This window comes from Acinetobacter sp. TG2027, from assembly GCF_000302435.1.
Classification (GTDB): Bacteria; Pseudomonadota; Gammaproteobacteria; order Pseudomonadales; family Moraxellaceae; genus Acinetobacter; species Acinetobacter pittii.
In genome coordinates, this window is record NZ_AMJN01000057.1 from 46,785 (window position 1) to 65,112 (window position 18,328).

Consider the following 18,328-nt stretch of genomic DNA (forward strand, 5'->3'; position numbering starts at 1 on the left):
CGGTTCTGGTAGAGAAAAGAAGCCAGTTCGCAGTTTATCTGTACGGATATGAGCTTTATGCGTTCACACTCTTTTAAAAACAAAGTATGCTTATGCCTGTAACAAGGAGCATACATGTATCAAGTACTTGCTAGAAAATACCGTCCACGTAATTTCAATGAGTTAGTGGGGCAAAACCACGTTTCTCGTGCATTAAGCAGTGCATTGGAACGCGGTCGTCTTCACCATGCTTATTTATTTACAGGAACGCGTGGTGTAGGTAAAACTACAATCGCACGTATTTTAGCCAAGTGTTTGAACTGCGAAACGGGTGTGACTTCTACACCATGTGAAGTTTGTGCAACGTGTAAAGCGGTAAATGAAGGCCGTTTTATTGACCTAATTGAAATCGATGCTGCTTCAAGAACAAAAGTAGAAGATACGCGTGAACTTTTAGACAACGTTCCTTATGCGCCAACGCAAGGTCGTTTTAAAGTTTATCTGATTGACGAAGTACATATGCTATCGACGCATTCTTTTAATGCGTTATTAAAAACACTAGAAGAACCACCAGAACACGTTAAGTTTTTGTTTGCAACGACAGACCCACAAAAGCTACCGATTACGGTTATTTCACGTTGTTTGCAATTTACTCTACGACCTTTAGCTGTCGATGAAATTACCAAGCATCTTGGCGCTATTCTTGAAAAAGAACAGATTACTGCTGATCAAGATGCAATTTGGCAAATTGCTGAATCTGCTCAAGGTTCACTGCGTGATGCATTATCTTTAACTGACCAAGCCATTGCTTATGGTCAAGGTTCAGTACATCATCAAGATGTTAAAGAAATGCTGGGTTTGATTGATCGTACGATCATTTATGATTTGATTTTGGCGATTCATCAAAATCAACGTGAGAAAATTAGTCAGCTTTTATTGCAATTTAGACATCAAGCGCTAGATGTTTCACTTGTGCTTGATCAGTTGATTTCGACATTGCATGAATTGGCAATTTTGCAATATCTACCTGATTTGAGTTTGAAATATAGCGATGAAATCAATCGTAAAATCATGCAATTGTCTAAGCTGATTTCTGCTCAAGATTTACAGCTTTATTACCAAATCGCATGTAAAGGTCGTTCAGACTTGCAACTTGCCGTGACGCAAGAGCAAGGCTTTGAAATGTGTGTTTTACGCTTATTGGCATTCCGTCCTTTAGCGCCAAATGAAATTGTGGTATCAGAGCCTGTTCAACAAAATGGACAAGCACTAGTGGGTTTGAGTCAACAAGTTCAGCAAACAGCTCAGGAGATTACTCCAGTAAATACGGTTCAGCCTGTTGAAGTTATTAACCAGCCCGCTATGGTTGAACCTGAACCTGAACCTGAACCTGAACCTGAACCTGAACCTGAACCTGAACCTCAGCCTAATCAGGACTTAATGGTATTTGACCCAAATCATCATGAGTTGATTGGACTTGAGTCAGCAGTTGTTCAAGAGACTGTTAGTGTTCTTGAAGAAGATTTCATTCCGGTACCAGAACAAAAGTTAGTACAAGTTCAGGCTGAAACCCAAGTCAAACAAATCGAACCTGAACCAGCTTCTACTGCTGAGCCTATAGGTTTATTTGAAGCATCGAATGCTGAATTTTCACTTGTTCAAGATACGTCAGCTTATGACTTGGTTTCTGAACCTGTTATTGAACAACAGTCATTGATGCAAGCTGAAATTGTTGAAACAGTTGCTGTTGTAAAAGAGCCTAGTGCAACTGATAACGGTCAGTTGATGCCTCAAGATATCTTGAAGCTTTCTCCTCAAGTTTTGGAAGGTGAGTGGACACTCGAAAAGTGGGAATATTGGTTTAGAAATAGTCAGCTTTCTCCAGCCGTTCAAGAACTTGCTCAACATGGTGTGATGACTGGTGAAATTGGTGGCAATACTATTTTCCATATTCCTCAAGAATATGAAAATATGCTGACCCAATTACAACAAGGCCTTATTGATGCATTAAATGAGCAATGGCCGAATACTCAGTTTACAGTTGAATATGGTGCTTTGAATACATCTACTCCCTATACCATTCAAAGTGCACGTAAAGAAAAAGCCTTTCATAGAGCAGCTGAGCTATTACAGCAACAGCCAGTGATTAAGAGTCTCATAGAAACTTTTGATGGCGAACTACAAAATATTCAATTAAAGCCTTAAATTCATCTGATTTTGATCTGGTGCAGAATATGAAAATAATAGAGTTTTCATATTCTTCATTGGATTGAAATATTTGGGTCATGTCACTGTCATTGTACTTTTCTATGTTAGCCATTTTAGATTTTAAATGGACTATATATCGTCATGAAAAGGCAATGCACTGGAATAAATTGTTTTAAATATTCATATTTTTTATTAATCGGCGCGATTCTGCTGAGTGGTTGTAACGACTCGGCAAATGATAATTCAAATACACCAGATACAGGTAAAAAGCCTGTAATGCGCTGTGCTCCGTAAACTTAAATAATAAAAAGAACCTGATCATGATTACACGTCGTAAATTTTTAAATTACTCTTTAAATATGGGTTTTGGTGCTGCGGCATTGGCAACTTTCCCATCTAGTATTCAAAAAGCTTTAGCAATTCCTGCAAATAATAAAACTGGAACCATTCAGGATGTCGAGCACGTTATTATTTTAATGCAGGAAAACCGATCTTTTGACCATTACTTCGGAACATTAAAAGGCGTCCGAGGGTTTGCCGATCGTTTTACGATTCCTTTGCCAAGTGGCCGCCGTGTTTGGGAACAACATAGAAGTAATGGGCAAGTTTTAACGCCTTTTCACTTAGATGGTACAGCCAATAATGCACAGCGTGCAGATGGTACGCCCCATACTTGGAACGACAGTCAGCTGGCTTGGGACAATGGGCGCATGGCGAACTGGCCAACTCATAAAACTGATATCTCAATGGGCTATTTTAAAGAAAAAGAAATTCCATATCAGTTTGCGCTTGCGAATGCTTTTACGATTTGTGATGCCTACCATTGCTCTATGCACACTGGAACAGATGCAAACCGTTCTTATCATTTAACGGGTACAAATGGTGCAACACCGACCAAGCGTTCATTTGTAAACAATGAGTGGGACTGGATTGATGGTAATCCAGCGACGGCAGACCGTGGTTATACATGGAAAACTTATGCCGAACGCTTAGAAGAAGCAGGGGTAAGTTGGATTTGTTATCAAAATATGCCAGATGAATGGGGCGACAATATGCTTGGTGCATTTCGTTCGTTTAGAAAGGCCAACATTGCATCTGGCTATCCTGTTTCAAGTGGCGGCGAACCGAATAAACCATATGCTGATACGGGTCAAAAACTACCTTATAAAGCCTATGATGCTGCGATCGATAATGCCAAAAATCCACTTTATAAGGGCATTGCAAATACGCTACCGGGCAATAAACCAGAAGAATATCTGGATGCTTTTAAACGCGACATTCGGGAAGGTAAATTACCTCAAGTCTCTTGGATTAACGCGCCATCGATTTATTGCGAACATCCAGACCCTTCAAGTCCAGTTCAAGGAGCTTGGTTTATCCAAGAAATTATTGATGCATTAACTGCTGTACCAGAGGTTTGGAGTAAAACCGCGCTACTTATCAACTTTGATGAAAATGATGGTTACTTTGACCATATGCCATCGCCATCAGCGCCATCTCGACTCAAAAATGGCCAGTACGCAGGTAAATCGACACTAAGCAATGCTGATATGCAGGACGAATACTTTGACCATGCCGCGCCTGAAGGAAGCCATTCACAACCTACACCTGATGGACGAGTTTATGGTCCGGGTCCTCGTGTTCCTTTATATATTATTTCTCCATGGAGCCGTGGTGGCTGGGTGAACTCACAAGTGTTTGACCATACTTCTGTGCTCATGTTTTTAGAAAAACGTTTCGGGGTTAAAGAGCCGAATATCAGTCCATACCGCCGTGCAGTGTGTGGTGATTTAACCAGTGCATTTAACTTTAAAACACCAAATGCAGATGTTTTACCGCAGCTGAGTGGTAAACAAACACGTTTACAGGCTGATGAGTTAAGAGAAAATCAAGAAGCTTTACCAGCTGTGCCTGTACCCACGGATACGAAGTTACCGATTCAGCAAAGTGGTATACGTCTTTCACGTGCGTTACCTTACGAGCTACACACCAGCGCACGCTGTAATACTGATGGCAAAGTGCAATTGATTTTCTCTAATACGGGTAAGCAAACAGCGGTTTTCCATGTTTATGACAAGCTCAATTTAGACCGTATTCCAAAGCGTTATATTGTCGAGCCGAATAAGACTCTAGATGATGTATGGGACGCTTTAAAAGATAATTTAGGTCGTTATGACCTATGGGTACTTGGTCCAAATGGCTATCATCGTCATTTCAAAGGCGATACTCAATGTATTGTTGATAGTGGCGTTAAACCTGAAATTCGAGTGTGCTATGACATTGCCAATGGTGATGTTTATGTCGAACTTATGAATGAAGGTACTAAGGATGCGATATTGATGGTAAAACCGTGTGCATATCGACAAGATGCGCCGTTACAACTTACCGTAAAAGCGGGACAGGTTGTTAAGCAGCATTGGGCTTTGGCCGATGTAGGGCATTGGTATGATTTTGAAATTACCAGTCAGAGTGATCCATATTATTACCGACGTTTTGCTGGTCGAGTCGAAACGGGTGAAGATTCCTTTAGTGACCCTGCAATGATGTAAGCTAAAATGAGGCAAAAAGAGCTGTGTATTTTCTTTTTGCCTCATTTTTTATAATAAGAAATTCTCTAAAACCTCACGAACTGTCTCGGAAATTGGCACAGTCTTACGCGTTTCGCGATCAACAAAAACATGCACAAAATGTCCTTGAGCTGAGGCTTGGTTCTGACCTTGTTTAAAGATTGCTAATTCATAACGCAATGAAGTCGTACCGATTTTACCAATCGCAACACCTACTTGAATAATTTCTGGAAATGACAATTCCTGAAGAAAACTACAAGCTGAATCGACCACTAAGCCAATTGCTTTTGCTTCATGAATATCAAAACCTGTTTTTTGAATCAGTAAAGCATTGGCTGCTGTATCGAAGTAGCTATAGTAAGTCACATTATTCACATGACCATAAATATCGTTATCTGCCCAACGCGTTTGAATATCTAAAAAGAACTTAAATTGATCACGGGTTTTTAAAACTGGTTTCGTCATTAATGAATCGCCTGATAAATTGCCAAAGCAGCGGCTTCTGTCATGTCACGTGGGTTATTTTGTAGTAAACGGGTTTGCAACATGGCATCTTCAGCAAGTCGAGGTAAGCTGGACTCGTCAATACCCAAATCACTAAGTCTTAAAGTCAAACCACTACGGTCTAAATGGTTCTGCATATGGTCAATGAACAGATCGCATAAACCATCGGTGCTGCCATTGCTGTATGGGTCGAGCCATTGCATAAGCTCTGCATAATATTTTTTTGCATTTGGTGCATTAAACTTTAATACTTCAACCAACACTAAGGCGTTAGTATGCCCATGCGACAAATGAAAATGTCCACCAAGTGGATAAGCTAAAGCATGCACAGCGGCAACAGGTGAGTTTGCAAACGCTTGTCCCGCGAGCATTGAACCAAAAAGCATGTTTTGACGCGCTTCTAAATCGTTACCATCTTTAAGAACTTTTGGTAAGTTATGATTTAACAGCTTCAAAGCATGCTTGGCTAAAATATCCGTATAAATATTTTTTTTATGTTTAGAGGTATATGCCTCAATAGCATGTACCATCGCATCAATACCTGTTGCAGCGGTAATATGTGCTGGAAGATTTTGAGTAAAAGTAGCATCAAGAATCGCAGTGTCGGCGTACAGTACTGGAGAGACAATCCCCATTTTTGTCGTCTCACCTGTGGTGACAATTGAGATTGGCGTTACTTCTGAGCCTGTACCAGCTGTAGTAGGAATCAAAATAAGCGGAAGGCGAGCTGTAGTGACCTGATTCACGCCGTACATCTCTTGCAAACTTTGAGTCTGGTTAGGGTGGGCGAGTAAAGCAATAACTTTTGCAACATCTAGAGAACTACCACCCCCGAAACCTATAATGACATCAACATTTTGCTGTTTAGCGTAATTGGCTGCATCTAGTACTACTTGTTCAGGGGGATCAGCTTGCACATCGGCATATATGACATATTCAATGTTGAGGTTATCTAAAATTTGCAGGATGGGATGGTGTAATTGATTTTTAATCATGCCTGCATCGGTGACTAGCAATAACTTACGGTAAGCTTTTGACGACAAAACATTCTGTAATTCTTGTATAGAGCCTAAGCCAGAGATGATATTTGGAACAGTTTGAAATTGAAAATGGCTCATATACATTATTTCCTTATTTTTGAACATTATTGTTGAATGGTTCTATAAGATTCAATCTTCAAATAAGTTAGCATAAGAAACTTTAAAATAAAGTAGTTCTGACGTGACTATACTTTTCTTAAGCCTTGTGCCACCCATAGATAAATACTTTTTTGCAATGTAGGGGCCGAAATGTAAGTGAGGATTACCAAGATATTTAAAGGCTCGTCGAAAAGTGGGCTTTTTGTTATTTATAGGGTTCTGTAGATTTTCTGGCAAGCTTCTAATTTATATAATGCCTTAACAATTTATAATTTTATCGGTTCTAAAAAGTGAAAATTTCTAAAACTTTTCTTAGTATTATGGGATGTACGTGTTTGATGCTTAGCTTGGCAGCAATCGCGAAAACCAGCTCTAGCGTATATTCGCCTACAAAAGGTGTAATTTGTGACAAATATATTTGTGCTGACAAAAAAGGTGTTTCTAAAAAGCTTACAGCTAAATACTTAGGCACTTATAAAGCGAATAAAGCCTTCTCTCAAGGTGATTTTGATACTTCAGCGTTTACGCTCTCAAATGGTGTGTTCTGTGATACTAAAACAAAACTATGCCATGTTGATCGATACTTTGAGAATGGGCATCGCAGTAAAATTGATAGAAAAATGACAGATAAGCTTTTTAAAAATAAATAATTTTTCTATTGCAGAAATGAGGTAAATATCTCTGATAGATGAGTCTATCAAAGTAAAGTTAAATCGCAAAAGACCCCGCTAACTATCGACTAATGGCGGGGTTTTTTATTATTAAGTATTTCTGTAATATCAATTTAATAGTATAGGGTGAAAAAATACTAAATGATCAGGGGTAATAATTAATAAGGGAGGGTTTAGTTTTCGGTAGGATCTTTTCTGATTGGGAAGGAAAAAAGGATCTTTTTATTATTAAGAAAAAATATAATTTTTAGGTGGAATTTAAATAGTGATGTACACAATTAGATATGTTCATCGGAACAACACTTACTATATTGCTTCGAACAATGAAGGAAATTTTATTATTCTTGAGTCACTTGATTCAGAGTTTCGTATGGGCCACCAAATTTCATATGATGGTGAAAAAGTATTTAACCTGACACTAAATGATGAAACAGATGCAGTCATTAAACTGGAGAGTAACGAAAAAGGAGCCTATGAGTACTTACATTCAGTTAAGTAAATTGGCTTTTTTATTCTTAAGTATTTCTGTAAGATCCTTCCGTTGCTTTAAACAACAATAAACCTGAATGATCAGCGCAAAAGTCATAAGGGGAAAGCCTACTTGAAAAAGTAGGCTTTTTTTATTTCTTTATAAAAACATACTGAGGACTTTATGATCAGAGTAGCTAATTTATAAAAATTTATTTTTTGCAATGAATGAGCTTAAGTTCCAAATTCTTAAAATCTATAACTTGATTAGAAGGATCAACAAGTTTTAATTTAAGTTCATCATCAGTACTCTTATTAAAAACTTTCACCACATCTTTACCAGATTCAATGAAATTACCGCCAGATTCAAGCATGGCCAGTAAAACAATATTTAGACTTTTGCCTTTTTTAGTAAGTAAGTATTCTTTACGTTCTCGCTCATTAACTTCTTTATAAATTGACAGTTCAAATATTTCTAATTGGATGAGATGCTTTAGACGATTAGATAAAATTTGCTTTGATATGCCTGTATTTGCTAAAAAATCATTAAATTTTGTTACCCCATAGAAGGCTTCTCTTAACAAGAGAATCGTCCATTTGTCATTCAATATTTCTGTAATTTTGAAGATCCCACATACATCTACTGGAAATTTATGATCTGGAATAATTTGATTTGACATCAGTGGGAGCTCCAATTAATATGAGTCTATAATTTAGACCTAGCCTTGATTCAGGTAGCATTATGCCATTTATAAATATACAAACTATAGAAGGTTTACTAGATAAAGATAGTAAGGCTGAGCTTTTCAAGCGAATAACAGATTTATTTGTGGAAATAGAAGGAAAGGGAAATCCTGCTTTTCGAGAACATGTCTGGATCAGAATTGATGAACATCCTCCTGAGCATTGGCAATTAGGCAGCTTCAGGCCTACGAAGGAAATGATTGAATTAATCACTGCATCAAAGTGATATTTGTAAAGCCCTATAAATTAGGGCTTTATTTTTATTTAATTACTACAAAAAATACAAGATTAGCTAATTTATCGCCTGATTTATCAACTTTTAATCTATTGATAAACATTATTTTCCTTTTCAACCCATGTGAGTTTTGACAAAATGCAACAAGTCACACTGGTCAATTTGGTTCTTATAAACTTATAGTCTGTTAAGATTGTGCATGATCCCGTTTATTTTTATGTAATTCAAATGTTTGGAAGTAATTTCTAATGGAAACACAATATAAGGTGTTATGTGTCTGTTTAGGAAATATTTGCCGTTCTCCCACGGCTGAAGTGGTTTTTAGACATTATTGTGACGCGCATCAACTCAATGTTATTGTCGATTCAGCTGGAACGAGTAATTATCATCCAAATAAATCGCCTGATCAGCGTAGTCAGTTGCATGCCAAAAAAAGGGGTTATGACCTATCATCTTTACGTGCAAGACAACTTTCAACTCAAGACTTTTTAGAGTTTGATTTGATTTTGGCAATGGATCATCAAAATTTTGAAGATATTCATGACGTGTTGCAAAGTGCCGTTTCCCAATTTGGCGCACATCAAATTCGTGCAAAAGTAGCTTTAATGAGTGAGCATGATCCTGAATACCCACAACAAGCGTTGCCTGATCCTTATTATGGCGGTGCTGATGGTTTTGAACGTGTACTCAATCAATGTGAGTCTAGTAGTTTAGCGTGGGTTAATATTTTAAAAAAACAATTGAATGTTTAAGAATAGGTTTTTCAATACAATGCAAATTCAGAATCAAGTACAGCTTAAGCCATTCAATACTTTAAGTTTAGATGCAACTGTTTCTCACTATACTAAAGTTGGCAGTATTCAAGATATTGAATCAGCTTTAGAGTTTGCTGAGCAGCATCAGTTAAATGTACTTGTATTATCGGGCGGTAGTAATATGTTGTTGCCGCAGCAGATCAATGCTTTAGTGATTCATCTTGATATTCAGGGAATTGAAGTTTTATCAAACGATCATGATTTTGTGCGCGTTAAAGTAGGTGCAGGCCAAGTCTGGCATGATTTTGTTTTATACAGCACTGAACAGAACTGGTTTGGTTTGCAAAATTTAGCCCTTATTCCGGGCTTAGTCGGTGCTTCACCCGTACAAAACATTGGTGCGTATGGGGTAGAGGTAGGTGAGTTTATTGAGTCAGTACAAGTGTATGACCGTAAATTGAAGCAAACTCAGACAATTTTAGCGGCTGACTGCCATTTCGCCTACCGCCATAGTATTTTTAAAGATGATCCAAACCGTTACATTATCACGCATGTTACTTTTAAATTGCTTAAACAGCCGCATTTAAAACTTAACTACGGCGACTTGAAACAAGCAGTTGGAGACAATCAGACTGCCGAAAATTTACAAAATCAGGTCATCCATATTCGACAAAGTAAACTTCCTGATCCAAAAGAGTATCCAAATGTCGGAAGTTTCTTTAAAAATCCAATTGTTAAACCTCAAGAGTTTGAACGCTTAGTCACACAATTCTCAACAATTCCACATTATCCTCAAGCTAACGGAAACGTTAAAATTGCAGCAGGATGGTTAATTGATCAGGCGGGTTGGAAAGGGAAGCAACTCGATATGGTAGGGATGTTCCATAAACAGGCATTAGTTCTGGTGAATTATGCCAATGCATCTCTAGCTGATGTAAGGAAAACTTATCAGGCTGTACAACGTGATGTTGATCAGCTTTTCCATATTATGTTAGAACCAGAGCCTGTGCTTTATAACAGTTTAGGTTTAATTGAAAATCATACGGAATAGTTTTATGCCAAAAGTACACTTAATGGTACGTTTAGTACAAGTAGTCACCGTGCTATTTGTACTATTAGGCTGTTTCGTGGTTTTTTTATATTCGCCATTTTATTCAAAACTTATTGTAGCTGGCCTTAACTATTTTGTACCTGTTGATGTTAATAAAGTCGCTGCTGAGAGCCAGAGACAGGCTGCATTAAGTGAGCATGATAATTTAGAGCCGGGTTCAAATTTATGGATCGCTCGTCAGGCTTATTTAAAACTGACAGAGCAAGCGTTACGTGAAAAAAGAACATCTGATCTGACCTATATTCAAGAGAATTATAAAGCCTTGCAGCAAATTATTCTTTTAGAAGAAAAGGAGCAGGATTCGGAAGAGCAAGCAGCATCTGTAACGGTTCCTTTAGTCGCTAAAAACTCAGAAATTGATGCCGCAGATGAGGCGAGTAGTCCTGTTGACGAAGCACTTTTTATTAATAGTTCTGAAAATAAAGCGCTTACTGAGCAATATACAGAGTTTTTAGCAAGAAAACCTGTGGTGCCAGAGCATCAGAAAGCTGTTAGTGAACCTGAACAAAAAGTCGAGTATGTGCGTAAAAATCCATTACCTGTACAACCTAAAAAGTTATCAGAGCCTTATGCAATTGTTGTGTTGGGCGGAGGATTAACCTTAGATAAAAATGGTAAAGATATTGTTGTTAATGGTTATACGCGTTTGCGATTAGAAAAAACTTTAGAAGTTGAAAAACAAAATCATCTGCCTATTGTGCTTAGCGGTGTAGAAGCACCTTACATGCAAGCTTGGTTAAAAGAGCGCGGTGTTGATGCAAAATTATTAGAAAAGCGGAGTATGAATACATGTGAAAATACCCGTTTTAGCTCTTTATTGCTTCAGAAAAAAGGCGGAGCACCGACAGTCATGTTGGTTACAGATGAATATCATATGCCACGTACACGCCGACTGTTTGCTTTAAATGGTATAGAAACTATTCCTGTTGTAGCCCCAATGCCAACTCCACTGACACGTTGGCAACCAAGTGTGCAAAATTACGATCATAGCCGCCGTGCAAATTATGAATTACTTGCGACAATTCGTGACATGTTGTTTGGCTCAAGTGATTGTCGAGAGGTTCCTTAATGTCAGATATTCCATTTCTCAATCCTGCCGTATTAAAACAATTAGATTTACCGGTTCCTAACCGTGATCTTACGCCGCAAGTTTTGAGTCCGCTTAATTTAAATACATTAGAAGAACCTTCTCGTGATTTGCTGGCCTATCGCAAATTGTATGGTTTACATTTACTTGAATGTGACCATTGGCAAGGCTATGTCCAAATGCCTTTATTCCGTTTGCATGTGCAAGTTTTCAAACCCAAAGTAGAAAAAATACAAGGTACAGTTTGTCTATTGCATGGCTATCTTGAGCATAGCGGTATTTACCAGCCAATTATTCGTGAAATTCTTGAGCAGGGCTTTAGTATTATTACTTATGATTTGCCGGGGCATGGATTAAGTGATGGTTCACCAGCCAGCATTAAAAACTTTGATCATTACCAGCAAGTTTTGATGGCTGTTTATCAATATGTGAAACATGCAGATCAGTTACCTAAACCATGGGTCGGTATTGGTCAAAGTACGGGTGGAGCAATTTGGATGCATCACTTATTAGAATATGCTGAAAAACGCCAAGATCCGATTGTAGATCGAGTACTTTTACTTTCTCCGTTAATTCGCCCTGCAAAAACCGCGTGGTGGCATAACCCCGTTGGATTAGGCATTATTCGCCGTATTAAGCGTCAGGTCCCAAGGCATTTTAGACGTAATAATCATAATCCTGAATTTTTGCGTTTTATTCGTTTAAAAGATCCTCTGCAACCTCGAATGATGGGCATGGACTGGATTTTGGCAATGTCAAAATGGATGCAAGAAATGGAAGAGCGACCTGCTTGCCGTATCCCAGTCTGGCTTGCACAAGGTGCTCTAGATCAGACGGTTGATTGGCGTTACAACATTGAATTTATTCGTCGTAAATTTAGACTCCAGACGTTGTTAATGCTTGAAGAAGGCTCTCATCAATTAATTAATGAACGTGCAGATATACGTGCGGCTTTAACGGGTTTGATTCCAGCCTTTTTGCATGCAAAGCCAAAACATTTTTATTATTAGAAAAATAATGCATCTATCCAAAATTCTAGATAGATGCATTATTTAATCTTTGTAGTTTATTTTGAATTTTGATAAAGCTGCATAAAGTTTTTATAAACCGAAGACTGCTTTTGTGGACTATACATATTGCGCTCGATTGTTCCTTTATCTGTTTTGATTAAAACATTCACATTTTGAGCATTTTTAAATTCTTGTAGGAATTGACTTGGAATAACAAAGTAAGTGGTTGAATGTTTAGGTACTAATCGGCTCACATTTGTCTTTTCAGTGGCTTGAGCTGGTTCGTAATTGAATCGTTTGCCATCAATATCAAAAGTTAAAGCGTTAATATCATAAAAGTTATAACTACTACTTAAATGAACATCTACTCGAAGCTGATTTTTTTGATTTTCGTTCCATTTAACCAATAAGCTTGGGCATAGTTCAGTTGGTGAGCAGTTTAGTTGACCAGCTGTCTTTACCTCTTTAGGAGCTGGTGTACTAACCTGTGTGGTGCTACACGCTGCAGTAAGTAGACATGAACCCAATAAGAGTAGAGATTTCTTCATCATATAAATTCCAAGATCGTATGTTTAATATTATTTATGTTAAGAGTAATAAATTTTGACATAATTTAACGCGTAGTTGGACCTAAAAATACAAATGGTTTTGCAATTTTAAAGGAAGAGGTGGCATCACCTGCATAGATATGGCTTTGATCAGGTCCTAAATCAAGTCTACGTGTTTTACCATCTTTAAAGTTAATCTTTTTTAAGTCAACCCAAAATACATTTGGTGAAAGAGCGGATTCAAAAAAGTAGAGCATCTGTTTGTGATCGGCAACAGTTCGCCAGCGAGTCGAAGAGATATTAGGTTCTTCTTGAGTATTTAATCCATAGGGAACAGATGCATTGCGAATCACACTAAATACAGATGCTTGTGCTTGTTTTGTATTATCATTTTTAGGAATAGCATTAATGTAAAATGATGCACGTGCAAAGCGATCAGATGCTCTGTTAGTACCGGGAAGCATAATCGTTCCGCCAATTTGCTTCCAATATTCAACAAGTGCAAGTTGTTTATCGAAAGTAGGTGAATTGGTCATGACTTGATAGCTTCGGCTATGGTGAATCACTTGTTTTCCACCAATATATTCAATAATTGCGCTATCACCTGTTTTATCAGAAATAGATAAATGTAAGGTGGTGAGCCGTGTTTCACCGGGAACATTGTCTGTAATAATAGTATAGGGTTCTTTTTCTAAGGCCTTAACGGCTTCATCTACAGTTGCAAAATTATCGAGTACATATTGAGCCCATGCTGCAATACTTAATAAAGGCTTATCTGTCTTTTTTGCATCTGGGTATTCAGACTCTACTAACCATAAAATATTAGCAACCAAACCTGCTTCATTCATTCCATCTGTTGTGGAAACTTCATAACCTGTAGCAATTACACTTCCATATTTCGACGTCCATTTTATTGAGTTGGGACCAGCACTACCGTCACGGCTAACCCCGCTTGGCATAATCCATAAGTTGGTACCTGTATCAACCTTCCAGTCCATTGAGCGAGCAGTAATAATATGTTGATTATTACCTAAATATACGGCACGTGTACAAGCAACAGCATAGCTACTTAAGCCTACAGCGATTGCAACAAAAGAAGAGATGAATGTTTTTTTCAACATGATGAGGTACCTTCTTGTTATAAGCATTAAAAAATTTTTATTAAATAAAATTAAAATGTGTACGTTATTTATACTTTTATATTAGGTGAAAAATCTATTAAATACAAATTAAAAGGGGAATAAAATTTAAGCAAAAATCACATATTAGTTTTAAATATGGAAGAGCATCACACTATAAAGGTGATGCTCAACTTATAAAAATTAATATAAATTAAAAATGATTGGCATCAGCCATATTCCACATTCGATAGTAGAAATTATCATCGTCATTATTAAGTTCAGATTGTAAAAGTTCACCTTCTTTTAAGAAAAAATGCAACTGAGCATAGTTCTTAATTTCACGGTCATTTACTCGCTGAGCCAAATGATGAGCTTTAATATCAGAAGGATGGCGTAAACCTGCTGCAGCAATCATTTCTGATAATGCATGCAAGGTATTTTTATGAAAATTAAATACTCGTTCTGCTTTGGTTGGTACATCAATTGCTTTTTGACGATCTTTGTCTTGAGTCGCTACACCCACAGGGCATTGGTTGGTGTGGCAGCTTTGTGCCTGAATACATCCAACTGCAAACATGAAACCACGTGCTGAATTAACCCAGTCTGCACCGAGTGCAAAAGTGCTAGCGATATCAAAAGCACTAATGATTTTACCACTTGCGCCAATTTTAACTTGATCTCTTAGTCCTGCACCGACAAGAGTATTATGGACAAAGCGTAAGCCCTCTCGTAATGGGGTACCAATATTGTCACTAAACTCAATTGGTGCTGCACCAGTACCACCTTCAGAACCATCTACAACAATAAAGTCAGGAACAATTTTTGTTTCAAGCATTGCTTTAACAATACTCATGAATTGCCAAGGTTGGCCAATACACAGTTTAAAACCAACTGGCTTGCCACTAGATAATGTTCGCAGCTTCTGTAAGAAATGCATCATTTCAATTGGGGTAGAAAAACTAGAATGCTTAGCAGGAGAAATACAATCATGATCGCGTGAAACGCCACGGATTTGGGCAATTTCTTCGGTAATTTTATGCTTAGGTAAGATACCACCATGGCCCGGTTTTGCACCTTGTGAAAGCTTTAATTCGATCATTTTGATCTGTGGCAATTGAGATTGTTTAGCAAATTTTTGCTCGTCAAATTTTCCATCTAGGGTACGACAACCAAAATAACCACTGGCAATTTGCCAAACAATATCTCCACCATTTTCGAGATGATAAGGGCTTAAGCTACCTTCACCAGTATCGTGATAAAACCCACCTAATTGCGCTCCTTTATTGAGTGCTCGAATTGCATTGGCACTTAAACTACCAAAGCTCATGGCAGAGATATTCATAATGGATGCACTATAGGGTTGAAGGCATTGTGCATTACCCACCTGAATGCGGAAGCTCTTTGGATCAGCTGGTGGGCAAGGGCTTATTGAGTGGACAATAAAGCGGTAATTCTCTTGATAGACATCAATAATTGAGCCAAAAGGTTTATCTGCATTTTCGTTTTTAGCACGTTGATAAACTAAGCTTCGTTGCATGCGAGAAAAAGGTAGAGCATCTTGATCCGCTTCAATAAAGTATTGACGAATTTCGGGGCGTATATCTTCAAACAAAAAACGAAAATGTCCCATAATTGGGTAGTTTCTTAAAATAGAATGTTTATTTTGTAAAACATCATAGAGGCCTAATAGGCTTAAAGCGCCTGTAACTACCCATAAACCATTAAGGAGAGTATCGGAAATAAAATAATAGATACTATGAGGGGTATAGACGGTTCGAAACCATGTGATGCTGAGCGCAGTAAAAATACATAAAAACCAGAGAGAATGGCGTGAAAAGAATGTATTGAGAAATTTATGTCGAATGATTTGTGCTGGACTCGCCATATTGGAACAAATTCCTAATGTTTTACTGATACATACCTTGCCAAGAAGCAAGTCAAACTACAAGTATGGAATTGTTAGTTTTGGAGAATAAGGAAGAATACATTCATAAATAGGGCTTAATTTGGAGTTTATTTTTTTGAACTGAGACAAATTAAAATATTCATCGGATGGGAGATTTTTTATTAAGTAATTTTAATTATTATAGGTAAAAGTTAATTTTATATTTATTTAATAATAAAAATTATTTTAATTTAAATTGGTTTGTTTTTGCTATTTAATAATTTTTTGATAATATAAACGAAATGAAATGATATTTTAATAGATATAAATATAACTATATAAATTTCTAAAAATTATTAAGGACTGAAATGAATTGGAAAATATTAGTACTCTCTATTTTTTTAACAATAATTTTTTTCTTAACTTTAATGTTTTATTTAGGCTTCGATCTTGATACTTTCAAGAGGGTCGCCCTAATACAAAGTTTATTAGTTGTTGTAGCCATAATATTTGATTATATGGAAAGGAGAAAGACTCCTATCTTTCCAGGATGTATTGTTTACCCCTTACTTGGTATTTTATTTGTTTTTGGTTTTATGCCTATTTTAGACTTTTTTGCTGAAAGACCCCAAGGCTTTCATAGTTGGGACATTAAAAATATTTTATTGATCAATTCTGATAACACAGACTATCAATTTAGAGAACTAGCTTGGTACGGTAAAGCTTATGTACAGTTACTTTTTGCAATGGTGGGTGGATTTTTTGGTTTGATTTTTCATTTAATTTTTAGAAATAGTTGAGCTAGCAATACATACTTTTAGTAGTGAAGACTTGCCTCTAGCCATTGAAATCTCTAAAAAAATTCTAAAGATGTGATAAAACACTTAGATTTATTATTCATAAAGTATTATTTTCTTATTCATTTAAAATATATAGAATAATCAGGTGCTTGCTTTTTGTTCTTATTTTTTTGACTAAACTTTAAAAAATTATAAAATATAAATGGTGATGGTAAATTTTAACTAATGAAAAATTAAAATTTTTTAGAAAAACTAATAAAAATGTAAATGAAATTATCGAAAATTAATAAAAAGAGTGGGTCTAACCATAAAAATTTTTATAATTGAGAAATCAATCAAAATTTTGATTATTAATTGATATTTGGAATGAAACAAACATTAGTGTTTTTGTTGTTTTTTTGTATTATGCGCAACTAGTAGAGTAAAAAAATAACGCTTTGAAAAAACAGTCAGAAGAACTAGTGATTGTGATGGGGAAGGCTAATTTTTACATCTATTAATTTTATTGTCGTAATGTAAAAAGGTTTTTAACCATGAATAAGTCTCTCATTTGTTTATCAGCAATTGCTATGGGTTTAACGTCTATTAATGTTGCAAATGCAGCTAACGCAACGGGTACACTAACTGTTAAAGCAACGATTACAAACAGTTGTGTTCTCAACACTTCTGCAACAGGTACTACGTCAAATGCAATTTTAGACTTTGGTACGTTAAGTTCGCTTGCAAGCAACGTAGATGCAGATACCACAACAACAGGTGGGACTGCAATTAAAGTGTTATGTAACAACACTGTGCCATGGACTTTGGCTTTTGACGCAGGGAAAAATGCTCAATCGACACAACGTCGTATGATTGGTGGGGCGGCTAGCAACGAATACATTCCTTACAACCTTTTCTCAGATACTAACCGTGCAACAGCAATTGGTATTGCAACAACTGCATATAGCGGTACTGGTACTGGTGCAGCACAAACAGTTAACGTCTATGGTCGTATTCCTGCTGGCTCAACTTTACCAAGTGCAGGTAGCTATGTTGACACTGTGACTGTAACAGTGACTTATTAATTTTTAATAAGTTTTATTGCGTCATCGCTAGCTCTTTTTAAAGGAGCTAGCTCAATCTGAGAAAAGTAGTTCTGGGCAAATCATGAAAAAAAATATCTTTGTTGTGACAAGTTTATTGTTATTTTTGCCTAGTATGCTAAATGCAGCATCAATCCGCCTTTCACCTGTTAGTGTTGAAATATTGAGTGATCAGGCTGCATCTTCCATTAGTTTATATAACCAGTCAAATGAAAGCGCTGATTTGCAGGTGCGTGTATTTGAGTGGAGACAAAATGCTGGGCAAGACCAGTTAATTTCTACGGATGAGATTGTAGTTAGTCCACCATTTTTAAAACTACAACCTAGTGACTCTTATAACTTACGTGTAGTTAGAATTAACCCAGAACCTGTTTCTGGTGAAAAAACTTATCGTATTATTATTGATGAGTTACC

19 protein-coding genes are annotated in these 18,328 nt (G+C 36.9%); 13 read left to right on the forward strand and 6 right to left on the reverse strand.

Annotated features, from left to right (window positions below):
* The first annotated feature begins 114 nt into the window (after window positions 1-114).
* The 3 genes from B806_RS0117940 (at window position 115) to B806_RS0117945 (ending at window position 4,736) form a co-directional block, all read left to right on the forward strand.
* Window positions 115-2,184 carry a DNA polymerase III subunit gamma/tau gene (locus tag B806_RS0117940; RefSeq protein WP_017387340.1) on the forward strand — a complete coding sequence of 690 codons (2,070 nt, stop codon included), beginning with the start codon at window positions 115-117 and terminating at the stop codon, window positions 2,182-2,184.
* Window positions 2,185-2,328: 144 nt separating this feature from the next.
* Complete coding sequence (locus tag B806_RS19820) at window positions 2,329-2,481, forward strand: hypothetical protein (RefSeq protein WP_155393323.1); 153 nt, start codon at window positions 2,329-2,331, stop codon at window positions 2,479-2,481.
* 26 nt (window positions 2,482-2,507) lie between these two features.
* Window positions 2,508-4,736, forward strand: coding sequence for a phosphocholine-specific phospholipase C (locus B806_RS0117945; RefSeq protein WP_017387341.1), 2,229 nt, complete (start codon window positions 2,508-2,510; stop codon window positions 4,734-4,736).
* Window positions 4,737-4,784: 48 nt separating this feature from the next.
* Here the strand turns inward: B806_RS0117945 and B806_RS0117950 are convergent, their stop codons facing one another.
* Window positions 4,785-5,219, reverse strand: coding sequence for a thioesterase family protein (locus B806_RS0117950; RefSeq protein ID WP_017387342.1), 435 nt, complete (start codon window positions 5,217-5,219; stop codon window positions 4,785-4,787).
* Complete coding sequence (locus tag B806_RS0117955) at window positions 5,219-6,376, reverse strand: iron-containing alcohol dehydrogenase (protein ID WP_017387343.1); 1,158 nt, start codon at window positions 6,374-6,376, stop codon at window positions 5,219-5,221. The genes B806_RS0117950 and B806_RS0117955 overlap by 1 nt, the downstream gene beginning before the upstream one ends.
* 341 nt (window positions 6,377-6,717) lie before the next feature.
* Here B806_RS0117955 and B806_RS0117960 point away from each other — a divergent pair, with 341 nt between their 5' ends.
* Complete coding sequence (locus B806_RS0117960) at window positions 6,718-7,047, forward strand: YcgJ family protein (protein ID WP_193786212.1); 330 nt, start codon at window positions 6,718-6,720, stop codon at window positions 7,045-7,047.
* Between the two features lie 289 nt (window positions 7,048-7,336).
* Window positions 7,337-7,567, forward strand: a complete 231-nt coding sequence (locus B806_RS19970; protein WP_005068773.1) for a hypothetical protein — start codon at window positions 7,337-7,339, stop codon at window positions 7,565-7,567.
* Window positions 7,568-7,748: 181 nt separating this feature from the next.
* Here B806_RS19970 and B806_RS0117970 read toward each other — a convergent pair whose 3' ends face one another.
* Window positions 7,749-8,216, reverse strand: coding sequence for a helix-turn-helix domain-containing protein (locus B806_RS0117970; protein WP_017403310.1), 468 nt, complete (start codon window positions 8,214-8,216; stop codon window positions 7,749-7,751).
* A 62-nt stretch (window positions 8,217-8,278) separates the two neighbouring features.
* Here B806_RS0117970 and B806_RS0117975 point away from each other — a divergent pair, with 62 nt between their 5' ends.
* The 5 genes from B806_RS0117975 to B806_RS0117995 all read left to right on the forward strand — a co-directional run bounded on the left by B806_RS0117975 (window position 8,279) and on the right by B806_RS0117995 (window position 12,478).
* A complete protein-coding gene (locus B806_RS0117975) occupies window positions 8,279-8,506 on the forward strand; it encodes a 4-oxalocrotonate tautomerase family protein (protein WP_005073831.1) in 228 nt (75 codons plus the stop codon).
* Between the two features lie 257 nt (window positions 8,507-8,763).
* Window positions 8,764-9,267, forward strand: coding sequence for a low molecular weight protein-tyrosine-phosphatase (locus B806_RS0117980; RefSeq protein ID WP_017387346.1), 504 nt, complete (start codon window positions 8,764-8,766; stop codon window positions 9,265-9,267).
* A 19-nt stretch (window positions 9,268-9,286) separates the two neighbouring features.
* A complete protein-coding gene (gene murB, locus B806_RS0117985) occupies window positions 9,287-10,321 on the forward strand; it encodes a UDP-N-acetylmuramate dehydrogenase (protein ID WP_017387347.1) in 1,035 nt (344 codons plus the stop codon).
* 4 nt (window positions 10,322-10,325) lie between these two features.
* The gene (locus B806_RS0117990; protein ID WP_017387348.1) at window positions 10,326-11,450 is read left to right on the forward strand and encodes a YdcF family protein; all 1,125 of its coding nucleotides are present in this window, start codon (window positions 10,326-10,328) and stop codon (window positions 11,448-11,450) included.
* Window positions 11,450-12,478, forward strand: a complete 1,029-nt coding sequence (locus B806_RS0117995; RefSeq protein ID WP_002115207.1) for an alpha/beta hydrolase — start codon at window positions 11,450-11,452, stop codon at window positions 12,476-12,478. The genes B806_RS0117990 and B806_RS0117995 overlap by 1 nt, the downstream gene beginning before the upstream one ends.
* Window positions 12,479-12,534: 56 nt before the next feature.
* On the opposite strand, the gene B806_RS0118000 is transcribed toward B806_RS0117995, so the two are convergent.
* The 3 genes from B806_RS0118000 to B806_RS0118010 form a co-directional block, all read right to left on the reverse strand.
* Window positions 12,535-13,029: a hypothetical protein gene (locus B806_RS0118000; RefSeq protein ID WP_002115218.1), complete on the reverse strand. Its 495-nt coding sequence runs from the start codon at window positions 13,027-13,029 to the stop codon at window positions 12,535-12,537.
* A gap of 62 nt (window positions 13,030-13,091) precedes the next feature.
* Window positions 13,092-14,147, reverse strand: coding sequence for a linear amide C-N hydrolase (locus tag B806_RS0118005; RefSeq protein WP_017387349.1), 1,056 nt, complete (start codon window positions 14,145-14,147; stop codon window positions 13,092-13,094).
* Window positions 14,148-14,358: 211 nt separating this feature from the next.
* The gene (locus B806_RS0118010) at window positions 14,359-16,032 is read right to left on the reverse strand and encodes an FMN-binding glutamate synthase family protein (RefSeq protein ID WP_002115187.1); all 1,674 of its coding nucleotides are present in this window, start codon (window positions 16,030-16,032) and stop codon (window positions 14,359-14,361) included.
* Window positions 16,033-16,400: 368 nt separating this feature from the next.
* Here B806_RS0118010 and B806_RS0118015 point away from each other — a divergent pair, with 368 nt between their 5' ends.
* The 3 genes from B806_RS0118015 to B806_RS0118025 form a co-directional block, all read left to right on the forward strand.
* Window positions 16,401-16,832 carry a hypothetical protein gene (locus B806_RS0118015; protein WP_017387350.1) on the forward strand — a complete coding sequence of 144 codons (432 nt, stop codon included), beginning with the start codon at window positions 16,401-16,403 and terminating at the stop codon, window positions 16,830-16,832.
* Window positions 16,833-17,365: 533 nt separating this feature from the next.
* Window positions 17,366-17,896: a spore coat U domain-containing protein gene (locus B806_RS0118020; protein ID WP_005068793.1), complete on the forward strand. Its 531-nt coding sequence runs from the start codon at window positions 17,366-17,368 to the stop codon at window positions 17,894-17,896.
* Window positions 17,897-17,978: 82 nt separating this feature from the next.
* The coding region (locus tag B806_RS0118025; protein WP_017403311.1) for a fimbria/pilus periplasmic chaperone at window positions 17,979-18,328 on the forward strand (350 nt) is incomplete at its 3' end.